Source organism: Ruegeria sp. HKCCD7296 (assembly GCF_013110775.1).
Taxonomy (GTDB): domain Bacteria; phylum Pseudomonadota; class Alphaproteobacteria; order Rhodobacterales; family Rhodobacteraceae; genus Ruegeria.
The window spans coordinates 63623-82215 of the sequence record NZ_WVRF01000006.1 but is presented as its reverse complement, the minus strand read 5'-3'; the positions used below and the strand labels follow the sequence as shown (position 1 = coordinate 82215).

The 18593-nt window shown below is 59.0% G+C and carries 20 protein-coding genes; 9 read left to right on the top strand and 11 right to left on the bottom strand.

Annotation, left to right across the window (positions count from 1 at the left end; genetic code table 11):
• Nucleotides 1-43: 43 nt before the first annotated feature.
• From GS632_RS10385 to GS632_RS10375, 3 genes are read right to left on the bottom strand one after another with little or no spacing between them, the layout of a single operon-like run.
• Entirely contained in the window at nt 44-496 is a 453-nt protein-coding gene (locus GS632_RS10385; RefSeq protein WP_171179064.1) for a DUF6173 family protein, read from the bottom strand.
• 6 nt (nt 497-502) lie between these two features.
• Entirely contained in the window at nt 503-1549 is a 1047-nt protein-coding gene (locus GS632_RS10380; RefSeq protein WP_171721792.1) for an MBL fold metallo-hydrolase, read from the bottom strand.
• Nucleotides 1549-3252 (bottom strand): acyl-CoA dehydrogenase, encoded by a 1704-nt coding sequence (locus tag GS632_RS10375; protein WP_171721793.1) that lies wholly within the window; start codon nt 3250-3252, stop codon nt 1549-1551. Before GS632_RS10375 ends, GS632_RS10380 begins: the two co-directional genes overlap by 1 nt.
• Nucleotides 3253-3391: 139 nt before the next feature.
• Between GS632_RS10375 and GS632_RS10370 the strand changes: the two genes are divergently transcribed.
• On the top strand, nt 3392-4342 hold the full coding sequence (locus GS632_RS10370; RefSeq protein ID WP_171721831.1) for an L-threonylcarbamoyladenylate synthase: 951 nt from the start codon (nt 3392-3394) through the stop codon (nt 4340-4342).
• On the opposite strand, the gene GS632_RS10365 is transcribed toward GS632_RS10370, so the two are convergent.
• The gene (locus GS632_RS10365) at nt 4343-4897 is read right to left on the bottom strand and encodes a YqgE/AlgH family protein (protein WP_171721794.1); all 555 of its coding nucleotides are present in this window, start codon (nt 4895-4897) and stop codon (nt 4343-4345) included.
• A gap of 144 nt (nt 4898-5041) precedes the next feature.
• Between GS632_RS10365 and GS632_RS10360 the strand changes: the two genes are divergently transcribed.
• Together GS632_RS10360 and GS632_RS10355 are read left to right on the top strand one after the other, a co-directional pair.
• A complete protein-coding gene (locus GS632_RS10360; protein WP_171179060.1) occupies nt 5042-5854 on the top strand; it encodes a protein-disulfide reductase DsbD domain-containing protein in 813 nt (270 codons plus the stop codon).
• A 4-nt stretch (nt 5855-5858) separates the two neighbouring features.
• Nucleotides 5859-6278, top strand: coding sequence for an NUDIX hydrolase (locus tag GS632_RS10355; protein WP_171179059.1), 420 nt, complete (start codon nt 5859-5861; stop codon nt 6276-6278).
• On the opposite strand, the gene GS632_RS10350 is transcribed toward GS632_RS10355, so the two are convergent.
• The 7 genes from GS632_RS10350 to GS632_RS10320 form a co-directional block, all read right to left on the bottom strand.
• A complete protein-coding gene (locus tag GS632_RS10350; RefSeq protein WP_171721795.1) occupies nt 6275-9676 on the bottom strand; it encodes an efflux RND transporter permease subunit in 3402 nt (1133 codons plus the stop codon). The genes GS632_RS10355 and GS632_RS10350 overlap by 4 nt on opposite strands.
• 5 nt (nt 9677-9681) lie before the next feature.
• Nucleotides 9682-11130 (bottom strand): efflux RND transporter periplasmic adaptor subunit, encoded by a 1449-nt coding sequence (locus tag GS632_RS10345; protein ID WP_171721796.1) that lies wholly within the window; start codon nt 11128-11130, stop codon nt 9682-9684.
• Nucleotides 11131-11236: 106 nt separating this feature from the next.
• A complete protein-coding gene (gene moaB / locus GS632_RS10340) occupies nt 11237-11779 on the bottom strand; it encodes a molybdenum cofactor biosynthesis protein B (protein WP_171721797.1) in 543 nt (180 codons plus the stop codon).
• A gap of 6 nt (nt 11780-11785) precedes the next feature.
• On the bottom strand, nt 11786-12406 hold the full coding sequence (locus GS632_RS10335; protein WP_171179056.1) for a LysE family translocator: 621 nt from the start codon (nt 12404-12406) through the stop codon (nt 11786-11788).
• Complete coding sequence (locus tag GS632_RS10330; RefSeq protein ID WP_171721798.1) at nt 12403-13002, bottom strand: metallophosphoesterase; 600 nt, start codon at nt 13000-13002, stop codon at nt 12403-12405. The genes GS632_RS10335 and GS632_RS10330 overlap by 4 nt, the downstream gene beginning before the upstream one ends.
• Nucleotides 12999-13766: a uracil-DNA glycosylase family protein gene (locus tag GS632_RS10325; RefSeq protein ID WP_171179054.1), complete on the bottom strand. Its 768-nt coding sequence runs from the start codon at nt 13764-13766 to the stop codon at nt 12999-13001. The genes GS632_RS10330 and GS632_RS10325 overlap by 4 nt, the downstream gene beginning before the upstream one ends.
• 17 nt (nt 13767-13783) lie before the next feature.
• Nucleotides 13784-14347, bottom strand: coding sequence for a hypothetical protein (locus GS632_RS10320; protein ID WP_171721799.1), 564 nt, complete (start codon nt 14345-14347; stop codon nt 13784-13786).
• Nucleotides 14348-14523: 176 nt separating this feature from the next.
• Here GS632_RS10320 and GS632_RS10315 point away from each other — a divergent pair, with 176 nt between their 5' ends.
• The 6 genes from GS632_RS10315 to GS632_RS10290 are packed head-to-tail and all read left to right on the top strand — an operon-like array spanning nt 14524 to nt 18499.
• Entirely contained in the window at nt 14524-15459 is a 936-nt protein-coding gene (locus GS632_RS10315; RefSeq protein WP_171179051.1) for an aspartate carbamoyltransferase catalytic subunit, read from the top strand.
• A complete protein-coding gene (locus tag GS632_RS10310; RefSeq protein WP_171721800.1) occupies nt 15456-15974 on the top strand; it encodes a hypothetical protein in 519 nt (172 codons plus the stop codon). The genes GS632_RS10315 and GS632_RS10310 overlap by 4 nt, the downstream gene beginning before the upstream one ends.
• Nucleotides 15959-16345: a hypothetical protein gene (locus GS632_RS10305; protein ID WP_171234993.1), complete on the top strand. Its 387-nt coding sequence runs from the start codon at nt 15959-15961 to the stop codon at nt 16343-16345. Before GS632_RS10310 ends, GS632_RS10305 begins: the two co-directional genes overlap by 16 nt.
• Nucleotides 16342-17622 carry a dihydroorotase gene (pyrC, locus tag GS632_RS10300; protein WP_171721801.1) on the top strand — a complete coding sequence of 427 codons (1281 nt, stop codon included), beginning with the start codon at nt 16342-16344 and terminating at the stop codon, nt 17620-17622. Before GS632_RS10305 ends, pyrC begins: the two co-directional genes overlap by 4 nt.
• Nucleotides 17622-18227: a glycerol-3-phosphate 1-O-acyltransferase PlsY gene (gene plsY, locus GS632_RS10295; RefSeq protein ID WP_171721802.1), complete on the top strand. Its 606-nt coding sequence runs from the start codon at nt 17622-17624 to the stop codon at nt 18225-18227. The genes pyrC and plsY overlap by 1 nt, the downstream gene beginning before the upstream one ends.
• Nucleotides 18224-18499, top strand: a complete 276-nt coding sequence (locus GS632_RS10290) for a hypothetical protein (protein WP_171179039.1) — start codon at nt 18224-18226, stop codon at nt 18497-18499. Before plsY ends, GS632_RS10290 begins: the two co-directional genes overlap by 4 nt.
• Nucleotides 18500-18593: the final 94 nt, after the last annotated feature.

Here is an 18593-nt window from a genome sequence, read left to right as displayed (position 1 = left end):
AAATGATGCATTCATTCAAAGGCGCGCAAGCGTGAATTGCAAGTCAGCTGTCTTCCAGATCGGCCGCCAAACGGAACCCGATACGGTTGGCGGGTTTGTCTTCAACCGATTTGGGCAATGCGCGCAGCATCACGTTCAACTGGCTGACATGTTGCACCAATTGCGTGCGGGCCCCTGCCCCGTCCGAACCATAGAACGTGATCATATCGGGGTCGAAATATCCCATGCCTTCGATCCGCATCACGCCGGCATCCCCACCGGTAAAGCCCATTGCGACCTCGTGGTCGCCATCCAGCGTCTTTTCAAAGTTCTGGATGTACATGATCAGTCGCTCATAAGCCCATTGGGCGGGGCTTTTGGTTTCAACCGGCTTGTTCAATGGCTCAGGCAGGGTTTTAGTGCCGGATTCAGCATTTGGATCGGCATGAACCTCATGGCATCGTGGCAAGGCGGCGGCTTCGGCGGCCTCGGCCGAGGTTTCAATCTGGTCCTGCATTCTTTTCTACCTTTTGCGCTGATACAGCCAAGCCCCGTCCGCGCGTTGCGTCCGGATCACAGCGTCAATGTGGTAGAGATGATTCATATGTGCAACCGCCTCGACCAGTGCGAGGCCGTATTCGCCCTCGCGGATCGTGCGCTTGAACAGTGGAAGGAAACAGTCGGCCGCAGCTTTGGGTTCGTCCAGATGGTCCAGCAGACGCTCCAACGCGCTATGGTGATTCTCGATCAACTGCTTCATGCGCAGCGGCAGCCCCGTAAAGGGCAGCTTATGCCCACCCAGTACCAGATGATCAGGCCGGGCCAGTATCTGAAGTCGCTCGCACGCCTCCATCCAGGCCGAAACCGGATCGGCCATGGGCTCGGTTGCATAGACACCCAGATTGGGGCTGATCGAGCTGAGGATCTGATCACCGCTGAGGACCAGATTGTCGTCGCGGCTCCAGAAAGTGGCGTGTTCCGGGGCGTGGCCATTGCCCATATGCACATCCCAGTCCCGCCCGCCCATGCGGATCACGTCGCCCTGCTGTATGCGCGTAAAGCCCAGCGGCATGGGATAGACCGTATCGGCAAAATTGAAGGGGCGATCGTTCATCCGTGCGGTCAGCACCTCGGGCGCCATACCCGCGCTGAGATAGAAATCCAAGGTCTCCTGCGGCCAGGTTTCCTGAACATCCAGCGTAAGCATCCGGGCAAACAGCCACGAAGTGCGACTTGTGACCAGCTCCGCCCCGTGTTCCGACTGAAACCATCCGGCATTGCCGACATGATCGGGATGGTGGTGGGTCACGATCACCCGTCTGATTGGCTTGCCTGCCAAAGGGCCACTCATCAGGGTTTCCCAGATGCGCCGCGTCTTGTTCGAAGACAAGCCGGTGTCGATCACCGTCCAACTGTCGCCGTCATCCAGAGCGTAGATATTGACGTGATCCAGAGCCATCGGCAGGGGTAGACGCATCCACAAAACCCCCTCGGCAATCTGGATGGCTTCGCCTGTCGCGGGAGGTTCGTCCCACGGATATCTGATTCCCAAAACGCGATCCCCGTCCATCAGGCGGCCAACTCATCCAGGCTGAGCGCGAACAGACTATCCGCCCCGCTTTGCACCCGCGCCAGAAGACCCGAATGTTCCGGCAACAAGGCGTAGATATAGTATCGCGCCAACTTGGCCCGTGGTCCATCCGGATCGGCCAGAGCTGCGGTCAGGTGGTAATGCCCGCCCAACACCCGGGCAAACGCCTGCAAATAAGCTGTTGCGCCTGCAAAGCGGTCATTCATATCACTCTGCGCCACCAGCCACTCGGTCGCTTCGCGCAGGGTCTCGCTGGCTTCCCAGACCGGACCGGCCAAATCGGGCATTGTTGCCCGGGCGCGCTCGGCCTGATCTTCGATCTCGTCCAGAAGGTTCGATGCGGCCTCGCCCCCGTCCATCATCTTGCGTGCAACAAGGTCCATGGCCTGAATGCCGTCGGTGCCTTCATAAATCGCCGTGACGCGTACATCGCGCGAATACTGGGCCGCGCCGGTTTCTTCAATGAACCCCATGCCGCCATGCACCTGCACCCCGGTTTCTGCCACACGAATACCGGTGCGCGCGCCGAAGGACTTGGCGATTGGCGTCAGCAACGCCGCACGCGCAGCCCAATCGGCGTCGTCAGTTGCTTTCGCCATATCAATTGCGGTTGCGTTGGCCAGCAATATCGCGCGCGCCGCAAATATGTCAGCCCGCATATCCATGATCATGCGGCGCACGTCGGCGTGATCTATGATCGTACCCGAGGGCGTCCTGCCCTGTTTGCGGTCCATCGCATAGGCCAATGCGTGCTGATAAGCGCCTTCCGCAACGCCAACACCCTGACCGCCAACACCCAGACGCGCATTGTTCATCATGGTAAACATCGCAGCCATGCCACCGTGTTCCGCGCCGACGAGCCAGCCTTTGGCCCCGTCATATTGCATCACACAGGTGGGTGAGCCGTGCAGCCCCATTTTATGCTCAACCGAAACCACTTTCAGATCATTGGCCACGCCCGGTTTGCCATCCGCATCAGGGATGTATTTCGGCACCAGGAACAACGAAATACCCTTTGTGCCCGGCACGCCATCCGGCAGGCGGGCCAGAACCAGATGGCAGATGTTATCGGCAAAATCGTTGTCGCCCCAGGAAATGAAAATCTTCTGCCCGGTTACCGAATATGTGCCGTCACCATTTGGTTCCGCTTTCGAGGTCAACGCACCCACATCCGATCCGGCCTGTGCCTCGGTCAGGTTCATGGTGGCCGACCATTCGCCAGAGATCATCTTAGGCAGATACAGGGCCTTCAATTCGTCGCTGGCGTGATGCTCCAACGCTTCAATCTGGCCCTGTGCCATCAGCGGTGCCAGTTGCAACGACAGGCACGAGGCGCTCATCATCTCGTTCACAGCAGTGGTGACAGTCATCGGCAGGCCCATACCGCCATATTGAGGGTCGGCGCTGATCCCGACCCAGCCACCTTCGGCAATCGCTTTCCAACCGCCCGCGTACCCCGGAGAGCTGCGCAGCACACCATTCTCAAGCCGCGCAGGCTCCAAATCACCGGCGCGTTGCAACGGGGCCAGAACCTCTTCGCACATCTTGCCCGCCTCGGACAGGATGGCGCTGACGACATCGGCGCTGGCATCCGCGAATGCTTCGGTGGCGGAGACCTGGTCGAACCCGACCACATGGTCCAGCAGAAATTGGAAATCTGAGATTGGGGCGCGGTAGGGCATGACAACTCTCGAACGTCTAGAGGATCAGAATACATCGGCGGGCTTGGAATCAAACGCAAGCGCCGGTAAGCGTGTTGGTCTGAACCGATTACGTACTCTCCCAAATATTTCAGGCAACCAAAACGCGGCGTCACCAGATATGATCTCATCCGGCACTCAGGAATTGACGGCGAATCCCGACGGAATCGAACGGGCGGCGGACTTGCTGCGTCAGGGCCTTCTGGTCGCCCTGCCGACCGAGACAGTCTATGGACTGGGCGGCGATGCGCGCAATGGCCAGGCGGTCGCGTCGATTTACGAGGCCAAGGGGCGACCCAGCTTCAACCCGCTGATCGCCCATGTCGCCTCGGTCAGCGCAGCGCAAAGGTTTGTGCAATGGTTAGATCAGGCCGAGCAATTGGCTCAAGCTTTCTGGCCCGGTCCACTAACACTTGTTCTGCCATTACGCGAAGGGCACGGAATATCCGCGCTTGTAACGGCGGGGTTGGACACGTTGGCGGTTCGCGTACCCGCGCATCCCACCGCACGAGCTTTGTTGGCTGCGTTTGATGGGCCGGTCGCTGCGCCTTCGGCAAATCCGTCAGGTCTGATCAGCCCCACAACAGCCGATCATGTATGGGCGGGCCTGGGTGGCAAGATCGCTGCAGTATTAGATGCCGGACCGTGCGGCGTTGGGCTGGAATCCACCATCGTCGGACTGGCCGGAGAACCTACCTTGCTGCGTCCCGGCGGGGTCGCTCTGGAACAGATCGAACAGGAACTGGGGGTGCATCTGCACGTGCATCAGTCCGGTGATCTTCTGACTGCTCCGGGTCAGCTTCAATCGCATTACGCGCCGGACGCGCCAGTCCGCCTGAATGCCGTGTCGCGTCACGGCGAGGAGGTCTTGCTGGGCTTTGGACCGGTGGATTGTGATCTGAATCTGTCGGTGAACGCCAACCTGACCGAGGCCGCTGCGAACCTCTTTGCATCCCTGCATGAGCTGAACAAGTCCGGGCGACCGATTGCGGTTTCTCCGATTCCAGATGCCGGGCTTGGTGCGGCCATCAACGACCGATTGCGCCGCGCTGCAGCGCCACGCAATAGCTGATCAGGCGCGACCAGCGCTGGCGGACAAAGTCAAAGGGTCCACGCCCAAAGTGGCCAAAGCGGCTTCCCATTTCTCATCATCGGGCACATCAAAAACCAGCTTTGATGTTGCTTCAGTGGTCAGCCAGCCATTCATGGCGATTTCATCTTCCAGCTGCCCCGGACCCCAGCCGGAATAGCCCAGCGCCAACATCGAATTCAGTGGCCCTGCCCCCGAAGCAAGGTCTTCCAGAACATCCAGTGTAGCAGTCATGCTGAATTCTTCCGAAATCTGCATCGAATGAAGGTTAGCTTCATAGTCGGCGCTGTGCAGAACAAAGCCGCGCGACATTTCAACGGGACCCCCAAAATGTACCAATCGCTCGCCAACAACCGGAATACGACACGCGATGTCCAATTGGCTAAGCAAAGTCTTTATTCGCAGATCCGAGGGTTTGTTGATGATCAGCCCCATCGCGCCGTCATCGCCATAGCTGCACATATAAACCACCGAATGGTCGAATCGCGGATCGCCCATACCGGGCATCGCAATCAACAGTTTTCCGGTCAGATCCATGGGCCGCCATCTCTTTCTCAATTACGTCAACAATGGCCCCGCCACCCCTGTGTTTGCAAGAGAACAACGGGTAATTCGACAGATTTCATTGCAGTGACCGGATCGTGACTTGGAATCCGGCCCCAGCCCGCGCATGTATGGTGTATGAAGATGTCGATCAAATCCACAGCCGCCGTTGCGTTTGCTTGCCTGACCCTATCCTCTCCTGCCACCGCGCAGAGTTTGGATGGAGTGGTGCAACTGGATGTTCTGGATGGCGGTCGAACCGCAAACGGCACCTATCTGAGCGCGTTGAAGCTGACCCTGAAGGACGGCTGGAAAACCTATTGGCGGGCGCCCGGTGATGCGGGCATCCCACCCCAGTTCGATTGGAAACGCTCAAGCAACGTTGGACATGTGGACATCACCTGGCCCGCGCCCGAGATTTTTGACCAGAATGGCTTGCAGTCGATCGGCTATGAAAACCAGCTGATCCTGCCGATTGAAATTACACCGCGAAACCCTGCGAAACCCGTCCGCCTGCAAGGTGAGATGGACCTGGGCGTTTGCAAGGACGTGTGCATCCCCGAACGTCTGGATTTTGACCACACGCTGGACGGTGATGCCGGTCGCAACCCCGCAATTGCTGCGGCTATGGCGCAACGCCCCTACTCAGCACAAGAAGCCCGGGTGAGCAAAGCCACCTGTAACCTAACTCCGACGCAGGACGGAATACAGATCGAGGCTCGGGTGACGATGCCCTCTGCAGGGGGGCGCGAAGTCGCTGTGATCGAGCCGGGAAATCCTGTTCTCTGGGCCTCGCAGCCGGTCTCACAGCGCGAAGGCGATACGTTGGTGGCACAATCCGAAATCGTAAACGCATCAGGCGCGCCGTTTGCGTTGGACCGGTCCGAGATTAGGATCACCGTTCTGGGTGCCAATCACGCGGTCGATATTCTGGGCTGCAGCGCGGGCTGAGCTTGTGACCCGAACTCCTAAGATCGGTGCCTTGGCAGTTGTTCTGCATCAGGATCAGGTTCTTCTGGTGCAACGCAGCAAACAGCCAGATGCCGGTTTGTGGGGCTTTCCGGGCGGCCATGTGGAATGGGGTGAAACCGTTCTGAAAGCCGCGCAACGTGAGTTGCAGGAGGAAACCTCGGTGATCGCAGAGCCGTTGCACTACCTGAAAAATCTGGACTTGCTGCGAAGCGATCCACAAGGTCAGGTCTTGTCTCATTATCTTCTGGTCGGTGTTGCCTGCCAGTATCTCTCAGGCACGCCCAAGGCCGGTGATGATGCGCTGGATGCACGTTGGTTTCCGATTGACCAGATACGCAAGGGCGACCTGCCGACGAGCGCACGGGTTGTCGATCTTATGGAATATGCTTTGTGCGCGGGTTAAACACCTGCTGACCGGCTGAGCCGCCCGTAGAGCAATCCGGACAACAATACGCTTAGTCCCAGAATCGGCACGGCCCCGGCCAGAAATGCGCCCAGCCCCAATTGCAAAGCTGCAATTCCTTCTGCACCGGGGTAAAGACCCTGCAACACTCCAAGCGGCGCGCCGGTGACAGCGGGCCAGACCATCGTCAAACCAAACCAAATCGCCAATACAGCGCCTGTGCTTATCAATGCCACCCGAACCACCCGATCTGGCGCGCGCGCGGCGCGGCGCATGGCGGTCATTGGACGCGCAAAATCGTTTAGAATGGCCAGCAGGGCAGGCACGAGGATCAGGACCAGCAACATCCCAAATCCTAGCCCATAGACCAGAGTGATCACGGTCGGCTTAAGGAACTGCGCCTGCTGCGATCCCTCATAAAGCAGCGGCGCAAGTCCAAGAACCGTGGTCAGCGTGGTCAGCATAACGGGCCGCAACCTGTCGGCTGTGCCCTCGACAATTGACGGCACCAGACCCCGGTCCTGCTGATACCCATCTATCGTTGTCACCAGAACAATCGAGTCGTTGATTATGATACCGGTCATTCCAAGCAATCCAACCACCGTGAACATGCTAAGCGGCACATCCCAGATGTAATGACCCCAGATCGCCCCAACGAGGCCAAAGGGGATGATCGCCATGACCACCAAGGGCCTCGACCAACTTGCAAACACCCAGGCCAGCACAAGGTAGATTCCGGTCAGACACAGGATCAGCCCGGTGCGCGCTTCGGCCAAGAATTCGTTCTCCTGCTCGCTCAGACCCGACATACGCCATTCGACCTGACGTTCGGCAGCAAGGTTGGGTAGAATCTCGTCCTGCATCACACGTTCGATTTCAGCTGCACGCGCCGGGTTGTCCTCGGAAATATCACCTGTGACCGAAACCACCCTGAGGCCATTCTCGCGCCGGACGATGGAAAACCCGGTTTTGCGTTCGACGGAAACGATGTCGGCCAGCGGCACATAAACCCCATCCGGTGAACGCATCAGAGTACGTTCAAGGAAATCTGCCGTCAGCTCGCCCTCGGGCAATTCAACCCGAATTTCAGTGCTGCGCGGGCCATCGGGGAAGGTGGCTGCCTCGATCCCGTTCAGGCGGTTGCGCAACGCGCGGCCCAGCGTTTCGATCCGAAAGCCCAGGGCCTGCCCCTGTGCCGTAAGATCCAGAATGAACTCTTCCTTGTCATAGGCCAGAGTGTCTTCCAGCGCCGAAACCTCGGGGAATTTCGACAATGCGGTCTTCAGATCTTCTGACGCCGCCTTCAGGACATTCACGTCAGAACCATAGAATTGTACGTCAATGGCGTCGCCGCCGGGGCCGGACCGCCAGCCCCGGAAAGTCAACACTTCGACATTCGGGTGCCGTGGAACGAAGTCCTGCAATTCGCCCACAAACTCAAAACTGGAATAGGGCCGCAGGTCGGCATCAATCAATTCGATCGAAATCCCGCCCAGCACGCTGCCGTCTTTGCCGTCTGCCGCCGCCAATCCACGGCCCGCGGTGCCCCCGACCTCGGCCAGAACAAATTCAATCGGATTCTGGCCATAGCGTTCTTCATAAATCTGGCCCAGCTCGTCGGTGGCGTCCTGCAAAATGCGCATCATTTCCAGCGTATCCGACCGAGTCGAGCCTTCGCGCATGATGAACCCGCCACTGACTGAGCTACGTTCAGGCGCGTTGAAAAATCGCCAGTTCACATCGCCACGGATGAACAACGCAACCTGACTGGCCAGAATAGCGATCATCAAAGCCACAACAACGTATCGCGCCCAGATTACCCAGGCGATCAACGGACGGAACAAGTGGTCCCGCACCCAGCGGAAGCCCCGGTTTACGACACGGTTCGGTAGATCGTACCAGTGTTCCTTGGCGGAATGCGCAATCGCGTGCGCCATATGGTTGGGCAGAATAAGAAAGCATTCAACCAGCGACGCAATAAGAACCGCAATCACCGTGAAAGGAATATCGCGGATAAGCTCTCCGAACCGACCACCCACCAGAGTCAGACCAAAGAACGCAATCACTGTCGTGACGGTCGCTGCAAGAACCGGCATCGCCATGCGCCTGGCCGCACGTTCAGCCGCCACCACAGGCGGCTCGCCCAGACGACGGGCGCGGAAATCGGCGTGTTCGCCCACCACAATGGCGTCATCCACCACGATACCGAGGGTAATGATCAGGCCAAACAGCGAGACCATGTTCAACGACAACCCACCAAGATACATCAGCGCAATGGCAGCCGACATGGCCACGGGAATACCCGCAGCAACCCAGAAGGCAATGCGGGCATTCAGGAACAGGAACAGCAGGCAGACCACGAGGCCCAATCCCATCAGCCCATTGTCGACAAGAATGTTCAGCCGGTCGGTGATGGCCTGGGCCCGGGTACGGATCAACTCGATCTTCACACCTTCGGGTACGCTGGCCTGCATCTCGCGGGCGACATCTTCAACCGTGTGCTGGATTTCGATAGCATCGCCCTGGTTTGACCGGTCAACTTGGATCGACATAGCTGGATCATCGCCAACAAAATAGCTTCGTTGCCGTGTAACCCCTTCGACCCGAATCGTCGCGATATCGCCGACCTTCAGTTTCGATCCATCTGTATTTGTCCTTAGCGCAATACCTTCGATTTGCTCGGGTGTGCGTTTTTCTGTTCCCGCCCGTATACGCGCACCGGCGCCCTCCACTGCTCCGGCAGGATCGGTATTTACTTCGGACTCAATCGCCGCGGCGATATCTGCCATGGAGATGTCATTGATAATCAACTGCGCGGTCGTGACTTCAACGATGATCTGTGGTGCCGCAATGCCCCGGATGGTCGTACGGGTCACACCTGCAGCGAAAAGACGATTGATCAACTCGTCCGTCATCTTCGCCAATTGATTGGTATCAATGGGACCGCTGACGACAAGATCCGTTACGCGGTCACGCCAGGCACCGCGTTTGATTTCGGGCTCTTCTGACCCTTCCGGCAGGTCCGACACACCGTCTACGGCGGTTCTGACTTCCTCGACCGCGCGGGACATGTCCCAGTTTGGCTCGAACTCCAGCCTGACACGGGTCCAACCCGGATGGGAGCTAGCCTCGGTACTGGTCACCCCTTCAACGGCCAGCAGTGCAGGCTCCAGCAACTGTACAATGCCGGCATCCATGTCCTCCGGCCCGGCACCGTCCCACGAAACGGTGACATCCACGCGCTCCAAGACCACATCGGGAAAGAACTGCGCCCGCATGTTGGGAATGGCCGCCGCGCCCAGAACCAGCATGACCAACAACAGTAGATTGGCAACGGTCCGATGGCGCGTGAAGTAACTGAGAATGCCGCCCGCCGCGCCGGGTATCTCGCGCATCATGGCGCCTAGCCCCCGGCCTTGGTTTCAAGGCGACGCACCAACGAGGCCGGCACGCGCGCTTCCTGCAATTGGCCCAGAAGCTGTGATTTCTCGTCCTGCGGCATTGTCTCGCTGGCCTCGATCTGGGCCACCAGTGCGGCCCGCTTCGATGGGCTTAACTCAACCATGTCTGGATCCGCCCCGGCTTCTACGCGCAACGGTCTTACGCGCACGCCGGACCCCAGCAGAGGCGTGCGTCCAATGACAACTTCGCGCCCCTCAAGCCCGTCACCCCGCAGCAAAACTTCATCCCCTTGCCTGCGGACCAACTGCACCGGCAGGCTTTCCAGCCGGTCATCCGCGCCCAAGATCAGAACCGTGCCCGACGCATCCAGTGCAGACGATGGCAGGCGATAGACGTTTTCAACCGGCTGCTCTTGCACCGAAACAGTAACAAAATCGCCCGGCTTGAAGCCCGAAGCCGCTTGCAGGCGGGCATAGATCAACCGCCCGGTTTGCCCTTCTCCGGCAGAGCCGCTGTCGCGACTGATTTGACCGGCTGCGCTCAGATCAGCGCCGGTGACTTCCAACGACACTGTCACGGGTGCGTTGATCAGAAGATCATTTTCACCCAACAGTCGAACATATTGCGCCGTCGATACCCTGAAAGCCACCTCAAGCGCGTTGGGGTCGACCAGTTCGGCCAGCTTTTCATTGGCAGATACCAAACGCCCTTCCACCAAGGTAACATCGGTCAAAGTGCCGCTAAACCCAGCCCGAATTGTCATATCTTCAAGATCGCGTTCCGCCGCTTCCAATGTGATGACCGCACGAGCCTGCAAAGTCGTAGCCTGATCAACACGCGATTCCGCTTGCGCCAGCGCGATGCGGCGGGCCAGAACTGCCTGCTGCGCTGAAGTCGCTGCCAGCTCAGCTTCTTCCACGCTGGCAGCGGCACCAACCCCGCGGGATTGCAAGTCACGTTGGCGTTGCAACGCCCGTTCACGCAGGTCCGCCTGCGCCTCGGCTGATTTCAACTCGTCTTGCGCCAGTAGCAACGAGCGTTCGGCATCGCGTTCTTCAAACTGAGCATCCAAAAGATCGGATTTAGCCCGATCCAACGCGGATTGCGCATCCGCCGGGTCCAGTTCAACCAGCACCTCACCCACCGAGACGGTACCGCCATCCTCAAAGTCTTCGGCCAGCGCAACCACGCGCCCGCCCAGCGCCGCACGCAATTCCAATCTGCGACGACTTTGGACTTCTCCAAACGCTTCAAGATAGGGGGTGACGGTTTCCGCTTCAGCCTGAATAACCGACACTGCAAAAACCCTTTCGCGCGCGGGTGGCGCTGCGTCGTCACGCGTCAGAGCGTCCTGCACCGCGCCCACGATGATTTGCGTCGCAATAAACAGCAAAGCCAGCGTTAGAAACGCCAGAAAAATACCGACAAGACTTTGCCGCAGAAATCGCATCAATCAGTTACCCCGGTTGCACCAAGCTGCCGTTCCTAACATGTAGCTGGATCACGAATTATGCCAAGCCACAAAGCGGTTACACGGATTTGAACGTACGACCAGTCTACTTCCGTCGCAGGTGTTCGTCCAATCTGGGCATTATTTCCACAAAATTGCAGGGGCGATGGCGATAATCGAACTGTTTTTCGAGTATCCCGTCCCACGCATCCTTGCAGGCGCCCGGGCTGCCGGGCAGTGCGAACAGGTATGTACCACCGGCAACACCCCCCGTCGCACGTGACTGCACCGCCGAGGTGCCGATTTTCTCCATCGAGATAAGTGTAAACACGGTGCCGAAAGCGTCGATCTCTTTTTCATAGACGTCCCGATGGGCCTCGACGGTCACATCGCGCCCAGTCAGACCTGTGCCCCCGGTCGAGATCACGACATCAATCTGATCGTCCGCCACCCAAGCACGCAGTTGATCGGCAATCTGATCGCGTTCGTCGCGAATGATCTTGCGATCAGCGACCACATGCCCCGCCTTTTCAATCCGGTCCACCAGAGTCTGGCCCGAGCGATCTTCGTCCAGTGATCTGGTATCCGAGACTGTCAGCACGGCAATTTTAACCGCGATGAACTTTTTGCTTTCGTCAATGCGTGACATCTTGCGTCAGGCCCTTTCCATGATGACAAGCCGAACCGCGAGGGCGGTAAAAATCCCACCCGTGATCCAGCCGATAATACCTGAGGCGCGCGGGTTGCCGATCAGAACTCTGCCAGCGCTTCCGGCGAAGACACCCGCCAAACCATTCACCAAAAACCCGCCAAACGCGATGATCAACCCAAAGATCAGGAACTGCAGCAGGACCGAGCCTGCAGTCGGGTCGACGAATTGAGGGATAAAGGCCAGGACAAACAGAATGACCTTGGGGTTGGTCAAGTTGACCAACATTCCGTCTCGAAACGCCATGCGGGTGGATCGCACAGGCGTGTCACCCACATATGCGCCGTTTCTAACAGCCCCCCACGCCAAATAAAGCAGATATGCCGCGCCGATCCAGCGGATCACTTCAAACAGCCAGGGCAGCGCCGATACCGCAGCCCCAAGTCCCAGACCAGCAAACAGGACATGAATCATGGTTCCTACAGACACCCCGGCACTTGCCGAGACTGAAGGCCATGCGCCCGACCGAAGACCCTGGCCGAAGCAGAACATCATATCGGCACCGGGCGTCAGGTTCAGTGCCAAGGCGGCTGGAATGAAAACCAGTAAAGTCTGAAGTTCGATCACGCAGACACCTCAAACCAATTCGGCTTTGGCCCAAGATTGGCCAATTGCGTTCGGCCCAGCGTTCCGCGATAGCCCCAACTTTCGTGTACGTGTCCAAAGACAGCATGACCTGGCTGAAGCCTCTCTATTGCGTCGCGCACAGCGGTCGACCCTACCGACAGACCTTGCGAGGTCTGATCCCCGTAGCCTTTGGGCGGAGAATGCACGATCAGGACGTCAGCCGCGTCGCATCGGTCGAGCATCTCGGTCGCCGCGCCTTCGGTCAGGTCACAGGACCAGTCGCCAAACGGCGTGGGCGGCACGCCGTAACCCAATCCAAACAGGCGAAGCCCGTCGAGTGTCATACCGGACCCGTGCAGGACATGGACACCTTCTGGGGCAGCGTCACTCAGTTCTTCTGCGCTTTCGGCATTTCCGGGGATCAGGACCAAGGGCGCTGCGATCCCCGAAAGCATCTGCATCGCCGAATTCAGACCCTGCCTCATGTTGCAATAGTCGCCTGCGCCAATGACCAGATCAGCCTCCGCACTGGCGGCCACCAAATCTGCGGCGCGGTTGCGCGCCATGTGAAGATCGGAAAAAGCCAGAACCTTCATGCGCCACCTCCAAGCCGCGCCTTGAGGTCCAGCAGATCAGCCCAAGCCTGCCGTTTCATCTGCGGCTGACGCAACAGGAAGGCCGGGTGGAACATTGGGATCACAGGCAGATCCATCGCCTGATCCCAATTGCCGCGCAAACGGGTGATACCTCGTTTTCCCAGCACCGCCTGACAGCTAATATTGCCCATCACCACCAGAACTTCGGGCTTGGCCAACGCCACATGGCGCTCAAGGAAAGGCTTCATCATCCCGATTTCCTCGGGCTTGGGATCGCGGTTCTGCGGAGGCCGCCATGGCAGTACGTTGGTGATGTAGACGTTCTCGCGACGGTCCAGATCGATCGCTGCCAGCATCCGATCCAGCAATTGACCGGCGCGACCGACAAAGGGCTTGCCTTCACGATCTTCATCGCGGCCAGGGGCTTCGCCGATGATCATCACCTTTGCGCCGGGGGTACCGTCGGCAAAAACCAATTGTCGTGCCCCGCGTTTAAGTTCGCAGTGATCAAAAGCCTCCATCACTATCCGCAACTGATCCAGAGACCCTGCCCCTTGCGCGGCAGCCTGCGCAACAGCAACCGGATCAACCTGTTTAGGTTTTGCCGGGGCCACAGAAGCTGCTTCTGCTTTCTTGGGTTTGGGCGTGGTGTCGGGCAAGGCATACCGATCCACGGGCGCATCCCCGATTGCCTCGGTCGCGCCCATTTCGATCTGCCATTCCAGCAGCGCCCGTGCAGAGTAATAGTCCAAGCCCGATTCCATACAGATAATTTACCTGCCTAAACGCTGAGGGAAAGCGAATAGGGCTTGATCGGTCGCTCTGTCGCGCCGACCATCAGCGCGCGATGCTCAGAATTCTGCGATTCCTCCTGCTCGGGTTTGTGGTGGCCCTTACCGGCGATCCGGCTTTGGCGACGTTTCACGACACACATGGGCAGTGCCGTGCCGGTCAGTTCAAATGCGGCAGCACCTGCTGTTCGGGCGGGCAAAGATGCAGCTTTGATGGTCACTGCATTCCACTGGGCGGAACCTATTGCGGTGGTGGGCGCAGCTGTGGCCCGTTCGAGCGCTGCGTGGCGGGCGGAACCAGATGCGCGCCCGCTGGTGCAGACAAATGCACATCTCGTCTGGATTGCCCCGGCAACAGCTTTTGCAACGGGCGCGGCGAATGCGAGCGGATCAAACCCGACCTGGACACAACACCGCCTAAAACTTGCGACGATGGCCGCACCTGCGCGCGTGGCTCGTCCTGCCTGCCCGGCGGGGGCTGTTCCCGCCCGGGGTGGTTCTTGTGCGAAGAAACCGGGTCGCAATGCCGCCCCGGCTTCAAATGTTCGGCCCATCAGGGCTGCGTGCCGATCAAGGCCATCGACTGCGGTTATGGCAAATGGTGCAAGCCGGGTGAACAATGCCTGCCCGAGGGCGGCTGCGAAAAACTGCCAGAGGGCACGGAACCTTAGGTTGCCTTGGGCCGCACAGCTTCCTATAAGCGGCCCGATTGTCAGACAGGAGCCCGCCCATGCGTTTCGCCCATCGTCACCTTCTTGGCATCGAGCATCTGTCCCAATCCGATATCACCGAAATTCTGGATCTGGCCGAGACCTATGTCGACATGAACCGCCAGTCGACCAAGCATTCGGACGTTCTGTCGGGGCTGACCCAGATCAACATGTTCTTTGAAAACTCGACCCGCACGCAAGCCAGTTTCGAACTGGCAGGCAAGCGCCTGGGTGCGGATGTGATGAACATGGCAATGCAGGCCAGCTCGATCAAAAAGGGTGAAACCCTGATCGACACGGCGATGACATTGAACGCAATGCATCCTGATTTGCTGGTGGTACGGCATCCGCATTCCGGCGCGGTCGATCTGCTGGCGCAAAAGGTCAATTGCGCTGTTCTGAACGCGGGCGACGGCAAGCATGAGCATCCCACACAGGCCCTGTTGGATGCCTTGACCATCCGACGCGCCAAGGGACGCCTGCACCGGCTGAATATTGCGATTTGCGGCGACGTGGCCCATTCCCGCGTCGCGCGATCAAACCTGATCCTGCTGGGCAAAATGGAAAACCGTATTCGCCTGATTGGCCCGCCGACACTGGTGCCCAACCAGTTTGCCGAGTTCGGGGCCGAGATCTATGGCGACATGAACGAGGGTCTAAAGGACGTCGATGTCGTCATGATGCTGCGTCTTCAGAAAGAGCGGATGGATGGCGGGTTCATCCCCTCGGAACGCGAATATTATCACCGCTATGGTCTGGATGCCGCAAAGCTGGCGCAAGCCAAGCCTGATGCCATTGTCATGCACCCCGGCCCGATGAACCGAGGCGTTGAGATCGACGGCACGCTGGCCGATGACATCAACCGGTCCGTCATTCAGGAACAGGTGGAAATGGGCGTCGCCGTTCGTATGGCCGCGATGGATCTGCTGGCACGCAACCTGCGCGAGGCCGCATGAGCGATCTGACCGTCGCCCCCCACGAACGCGGCGTCTTGCGCCTGTTCAGGCTGGACATGCGCCCGGAAGAGGCAAAGTTCCTGCGCGAACCGGGTGCCGCCGATCAGGTGCTTGGGGTGGACGGGCTGGACCCCGCACAGATCGATATATTCCCGGTCTCCGATCTGGAAGACCTAGGGCTGTATGGCTATCTGACCGAAGGCTGCGGCGTGTCCGCAGATCAGTTGGATAAGGATGCTCTGTCCGCGATAGACGGCTGGGTTATGGTCTTGCGCAGCGCTGCGTTCCAAGGACGCCCGGCGATGTTGAAGCCGGACCCTCGTCTGCGGCTGATCGGCCTGTTCACAGAAGAGACCACAAACTGGACCGGAGGGGTCATCGAAACCGAAAGCGCCAAGCCTTTTTCGGCACCGCAAGCCGCTCCAACGGATGACCAGCCCCGCCGTATCGGGTCAGCTATCCTGGCATTGGCCGCGCTTGTGGCCATCGGAGGCATCTTATGGCTGATTCTGTGATCTTCGCCCCGGATAAAGGGGCCTATTTCCGTACCAACGCATGGCTGGCCGCTTTTGGCATGGCCGGTGCCATGCTCGTTCTGTGGCTGATCGGAAATCCTTATATCTGGACCGGAGTACCCGCAGGTCTGGCCGCCATTGGCATCCGCGCCTGGTATCTGGCCTCGGAAGAGCTGGTCGCCAATTGGGAAATGTCGGACACGACCCTGACCGGACCTGGTCCACGCAAGGTGCCTCTGAATCAGATCCAAGCGGTCAACACCATGGGCAGCTTTGTTCAGGTCGTCACCAAAAGCGGCGATAAGCACCTGATCAAATATCAGGCCGACCCTGCCGCCACCAAAGCCGCCATCGAAAGGGCCATACCATGAGCACCGTTCTCTTCACCAACGCTCGCCTGATCGACCCTGAGGCCGGTACGACCTCGACGGGCTGGCTTCAAGTGGCCGATGGCCGGATTGTTGCCCGAGGGGAAGGAAACGCGCCGGGTTCAGACGGGCAGATCATCGATTGCAACGGCAAGTGTCTGGCGCCGGGCCTCATAGATATCGGTGTGAAAGTCTGCGAACCCGGTGAACGCCATAAGGAAAGCTATAAATCCGCTGGCCTGGCCGCTGCGGCCGGAGGGGTGACCACCATTGTCACCCGGCCAGACACCAGCCCTGCGATAGATACGCCGGAAACGCTGGAATTCATCACCCGCCGGGCGCAAGCCGATACTCCGGTCAATATGCTGCCCATGGCCGCCCTGACCAAGGGGCGCGAGGGGCGCGAGATGACCGAGATCGGGTTCCTTCAGGATGCGGGCGCCGTGGCCTTTACCGATTGCGATCACGTCATCACCAATACCAAGGTGTTTTCTCGCGCGCTGACTTATGCGAAGTCCTGCGGCGCGTTGGTTATTGCCCACCCGCAGGAACCGGGGCTCAGCGCAGGGGCGGCTGCGACCAGCGGCAAGTTCGCGGCCCTCCGCGGCTTGCCCGCCGTGTCGCCAATGGCCGAACGTATGGGTCTGGATCGCGACATCGCCCTGCTGGAAATGACCGGGGCCGCTTACCATGCTGATCAGATCACCACCGCACGCGCCCTGCCTGCGCTGGAACGGGCCAAGCGCAATGGGCTGGACATTACTGCCGGCACGTCCATCCACCATCTGACCCTGAACGAATTGGACGTGGCAGACTATCGCACCTTCTTCAAGGTCAAGCCGCCGCTGCGCTCCGAGGACGACAGGCAAGCGGTAATCGAGGCAGTGCGAACAGGGCTGATCGACATCATCAGTTCGATGCACACCCCACAGGACGAAGAAAGCAAGCGCCTGCCATTTGAAGAAGCGGCCTCGGGCGCAGTGGCATTGGAAACGCTGCTGCCCGCAGCACTTCGCTTGTATCACGCAGATCAACTGGACTTGCCGACACTGTTTAAGGCCTTGGCGCTCAACCCTGCAAAGCGGTTGGGATTGGACAGTGGTCGCCTGTCCAATGGCACCCCGGCAGATTTGGTTCTGTTCGACCCGGATGTGCCTTTTGTGCTTGATCGGTTCGCCCTAAAATCCAAATCGCAAAACACGCCATTTGACGGCCAGCGGATGCAAGGTAAGGTCCTTGCGACTTATGTAGCTGGCCAAGCAGTGTTTCGGAGACCCTGATGCCCATTATCGTAAATACGGCAGAAGACTTGTTCTTTTGGGCAGTGATTGGATACCTGTTTGGGTCCATTCCGTTTGGGCTGATCCTGGCCAAAGTCATGGGGCTGGGCAACCTGCGCGAAATTGGGTCGGGCAATATTGGGGCCACAAATGTTCTGCGCACCGGCAACAAGGCCGCTGCGGCCCTGACGCTGCTATTTGATGCTGCCAAGGGGACGGCTGCCGTTCTGATCGCACGCGCCTATGCCGGAGAAGACGCGGCCCAGATCGCGGCGCTGATGGCGTTTTTGGGGCATTGCTTCCCGATGTGGCTGGGCTTCAAGGGCGGCAAAGGTGTGGCTACCTTTCTGGGGCTTTGGCTGGCGCTGGATTGGCGCGTTGGCGTGGCCTGCTGCCTGAGCTGGCTGGTTGCGGCGGCAATCTGGCGGATTTCTTCCGTCGGCGCACTTGCGGCAGCGGCGCTGTCGACCACCTGGGTGTTGGTGCTTACAAACGGTTCGACCTTTATACTGGGGATCATCCTGACGCTTATGATCTACTGGCGGCACAGTTCGAACGTGGCGCGGATCAAGGCCGGAACGGAACCGAAAATCGGGAAACCGTGACCGTCACCGACGCATTTTTGTCTGCGTTTCATGCTCTGCCAGAGGGCAGTTTCACCGGCACGTCGCACGGTCGAAGCTATGGTGTCGTGCGTCAACGCATGGCAGGCGGCAGATCACACAAGCTGGTGGCCCATGAACGTGGCGGTTCCGATTACATCAGCCTGAACCTGTACCAGACCCGCAACAGCGGCGCTTTGTTGCGGCCCTGCGAAATGCCCGCCAGCAAAGTCATCGCTTTTGTTCTGGATCTTGTGCCCGACGCAAACAGCTAACCCTGCAATTTTGAACAGAACATCTTTGCTGCTGCACATTCACAATTCATTGTTTTGAACGTGATCGCCCCGCTTCCCAGATCGCTGTCGTGAC

Bases quoted from the DNA above. Each gene is read 5' to 3' on its own strand.
- GS632_RS10385 (WP_171179064.1), bottom strand. From the start codon at position 496: ATGCAGGACCAGATTGAAACCTCGGCCGAGGCCGCCGAAGCCGCCGCC.
- GS632_RS10380 (WP_171721792.1), bottom strand. From the start codon at position 1,549: ATGGACGGGGATCGCGTTTTGGGAATCAGATATCCGTGGGACGAACCT.
- GS632_RS10375 (WP_171721793.1), bottom strand. From the start codon at position 3,252: ATGCCCTACCGCGCCCCAATCTCAGATTTCCAATTTCTGCTGGACCAT.
- GS632_RS10370 (WP_171721831.1), top strand. From the start codon at position 3,392: ATGATCTCATCCGGCACTCAGGAATTGACGGCGAATCCCGACGGAATC.
- GS632_RS10365 (WP_171721794.1), bottom strand. From the start codon at position 4,897: ATGGATCTGACCGGAAAACTGTTGATTGCGATGCCCGGTATGGGCGAT.
- GS632_RS10360 (WP_171179060.1), top strand. From the start codon at position 5,042: ATGAAGATGTCGATCAAATCCACAGCCGCCGTTGCGTTTGCTTGCCTG.
- GS632_RS10350 (WP_171721795.1), bottom strand. From the start codon at position 9,676: ATGATGCGCGAGATACCCGGCGCGGCGGGCGGCATTCTCAGTTACTTC.
- GS632_RS10345 (WP_171721796.1), bottom strand. From the start codon at position 11,130: ATGCGATTTCTGCGGCAAAGTCTTGTCGGTATTTTTCTGGCGTTTCTA.
- moaB (WP_171721797.1), bottom strand. From the start codon at position 11,779: ATGTCACGCATTGACGAAAGCAAAAAGTTCATCGCGGTTAAAATTGCC.
- GS632_RS10330 (WP_171721798.1), bottom strand. From the start codon at position 13,002: ATGAAGGTTCTGGCTTTTTCCGATCTTCACATGGCGCGCAACCGCGCC.
- GS632_RS10325 (WP_171179054.1), bottom strand. From the start codon at position 13,766: ATGGAATCGGGCTTGGACTATTACTCTGCACGGGCGCTGCTGGAATGG.
- GS632_RS10320 (WP_171721799.1), bottom strand. From the start codon at position 14,347: ATGGGCCGAACATTTGAAGCCGGGGCGGCATTGCGACCCGGTTTCTTC.
- GS632_RS10315 (WP_171179051.1), top strand. From the start codon at position 14,524: ATGCGTTTCGCCCATCGTCACCTTCTTGGCATCGAGCATCTGTCCCAA.
- GS632_RS10310 (WP_171721800.1), top strand. From the start codon at position 15,456: ATGAGCGATCTGACCGTCGCCCCCCACGAACGCGGCGTCTTGCGCCTG.
- GS632_RS10305 (WP_171234993.1), top strand. From the start codon at position 15,959: ATGGCTGATTCTGTGATCTTCGCCCCGGATAAAGGGGCCTATTTCCGT.
- pyrC (WP_171721801.1), top strand. From the start codon at position 16,342: ATGAGCACCGTTCTCTTCACCAACGCTCGCCTGATCGACCCTGAGGCC.
- plsY (WP_171721802.1), top strand. From the start codon at position 17,622: ATGCCCATTATCGTAAATACGGCAGAAGACTTGTTCTTTTGGGCAGTG.